We start from the raw sequence: 2,836 nt of genomic DNA on the forward strand, positions 1-2,836 counted from the left end.
TTTCTCGCTACCTGCGTAGTAATTTTTAATATGTTTACCACATCTTTGATAGTTGTAGTTTGTCTCACAATCATTGATGAAGCTAGCTTGCTGTACTTTATCAAGCTTTTGATAAACATTGTTGACACGTGTTATACATTTTTGATTACCGTTACAACCTTTTAGACCTTTGAGCCAATTCTCTAATTGTATATGATTCAAATAATTATTCTGAGTCTGATTAATACTATTAGCCGTACTGGCAGTATCTCCACCAGCTGTAGCAGCGATACCTGCTGACAGTCCTAAAAGCAATGCTTTTTTAGTCGCTTCGTCAACCCCATGCTCATCTAAATAACGACCTACTGCTGATATAGAGACTGCGGTCGTACCACTGGCTAATGCACCGTCTACACTTCCTGTGGCAATAGCACCAACTAGCGTATGCAGCGCAACACGATAAGTACCACCTTCTGCCCATTTATCGGCTTCATCTACTCTACCTTGTTCGATAAGTTCTATTTGTCGATTAACAGCAAAGTCCCCAACCGCTTTAGGTGCTTCTTTGCCAAACTCCTGCGTAATCTGCGTCTGCGCCCCAAGCTCTTCATTCACTTGATTGGCATCAAACACATTCTCAAGGATGCCTGCATACTCTGCACGGTTATCAGTCGTGATATTCCTGTTTCCAGCGACACCCGTAATACCTGCTCTGGTAATACTGCTATCACTGTCACTATCTGTGCCGTAGCCAATGCCGTTCATGGTGGCTTGTGGTTTGCCGGTGGTATTACCAATGCTAACACCTGCAGAAATGGCATCGCCCTCATAGCTGGTGGTGTTTTCTATGTCTTGAGTCGTAATGCCACCTTTACTGACATAGTTGTTTAATCCTTCTTGTAGCGCTTTGTCAGTCGTGGTAATCGCGCCGCCTATCAGATTGGTTGTGCCTTCGGTGGTAAGGTCAAGACCACCATCCCCTGTGAAGATGCCTGACTGCTCACCCACGGCTTGATAGTCAGCATTGACATTGGTTTTGCCGCCATTGACCGATAGACTGGAGCCTACACCACCGCCTGCTATATCAATATCAGCGCTAAAAAGCCCATGTTCTTTTGGTCGCTGTCATAAGTTGCGGTGTCTTAGTTTGAGATACAAAAAAAGCTACAACACATTTTTTGTATTGTAGCTTTGATTAGATAATAAATCTCTTACTAGGTCTTGTAACCTCTATTCAAATCACATACTAGTTAAGAAAAACAATGTACACTAATCACAGCAATATTTTGCTCCGGATCTTCTTCTAAAGATACATCTAAACCGTTCGATACACTGAGTCCATATTTATTATCATTGTTTATTAATAAGAAACTCTCACCCGTTGAAGTTCTTTCAAGTTCACCGAATTCGGCAAGATCGATAACTTTATCTCCAAGACCATATTTTCCAAGTATTCTACCTTCATACTGATTATCATTATTTGTTTTAAATACATTGATGCAATCGAGTTTCTTTTCAGAGTTGAAAAAAAAATTCATAATAATGTCAGTATTTCCATATTCTTGGTCGATTTTACTAAAAACTTCTAAATAATCACCGTTATCTTGAAAATAATAATTTTTGTCAAGTGTTTCTAATGATCTTCTTACATCATCATAGTCCTGATTTAAAATAGTAAAACCGGCAATACTTTCGCCTGGTATTATATCAGCGCTAAAATCTACTTCATGTGCACCCACTACTGTATACTCCATGTTTTTTTGTCAAAATTATAAATTATCCTTTGACCTTCTCGATTAAAGTAAGTTGTGTTTTTCGATAATTTATTATCGGGAAGGTAATGATTTGAAGTATCGATAAACTTAAACATACGTCCATCTTTATATGTTATTTTTCGATACTCACCTCTATGTGTAGATTTTGGATTAACTGGACTATATTGAACAGCCTGAACTGTTTCATGGTTACTTATATTATAGACTTCTGCATTACCTGATGCCCTTGATGCAGGCTTGGATGTATTATAACCATTAATTTCAAAGTAAGTCCTTAGTTCCTGAGAATCTAATTTAGCTAGAGTCTTTACATCATTTTTAAAATCAATATGCTTAGGAATATTAGCTTCTTTTGCAAGTTGTTCTCGATATACTTGAGGATTGTTATAACGTACCTCTGATACTGTCTTTTTAGCCACATTCGTACTTGATGTAGCATACTTGCTTGTAGTATTGACTGCCTTGTTAGCAGCTACACTATATCCTAATCCTCCTGTACCAAGTATATCGGCTGCTAATTGTATGTTTCTAGCACCTTTGTCCGTAAATCCCAAACCTTTTAAATTTTTAATCAAATCACCTGAGCTTTGTTGACTAAGCGGTTTACCGTAGTTATTAAACCCAGTCTTAATATGATCAAAAGAGCTGGTTGCACCTGCTGATCCCGCAATAGCAGCGGCATAGCAACCAAGTCCTGCTGTCTGTGCACAAGCGTATACAGTACCACCAATTGAACCTACAACTCCAAAGCCGCCACCAGTAGCTTGTAGTATTGGCTTAAGCTGAGTATTTAAAACACTTTGATCTGCTTTGTTTAATTTAAAATTTTCACTATCAAGATAGGTGATTATTAGTTCAGGATTGCTTTTAAGCTTGGCTAACGTTTGACCTCTTAGATTCACATAATTTTTCTTAACATACGGATTTTCAACGAAGTTTAGCATTTTATCGATAACATCATTGCAGTCACCACCTGCAGATCTACATTTACCTTCAAAAGAGCTTTTCTGAATGTTGTATATCTTCTCTACTTCTTGTTTTGTTTTCTTACTTATATTTTTAAGATCTGCATAATAGTAATT

General features: G+C 37.7%; 3 protein-coding genes. All 3 read right to left on the bottom strand.

Annotated elements, in window-relative coordinates; translation table 11 throughout:
• Positions 1-987 (bottom strand): hypothetical protein (locus tag ACT3RN_RS15105; RefSeq protein WP_444518785.1); only part of this gene is annotated, 987 nt, incomplete at its 3' end.
• Between the two features lie 242 nt (positions 988-1,229).
• Positions 1,230-1,718: a hypothetical protein gene (locus ACT3RN_RS15110; protein ID WP_192519884.1), complete on the bottom strand. Its 489-nt coding sequence runs from the start codon at positions 1,716-1,718 to the stop codon at positions 1,230-1,232.
• A partial coding sequence (locus ACT3RN_RS15115) for a hypothetical protein (RefSeq protein WP_444518786.1) occupies positions 1,718-2,836 on the bottom strand: 1,119 nt, incomplete at its 5' end. The genes ACT3RN_RS15115 and ACT3RN_RS15110, both read right to left, overlap by 1 nt.

The sequence above is a fragment of the Psychrobacter sp. AOP5-GZ1-6 genome (assembly GCF_052376345.1).
Taxonomy (GTDB): Bacteria; Pseudomonadota; Gammaproteobacteria; order Pseudomonadales; family Moraxellaceae; genus Psychrobacter.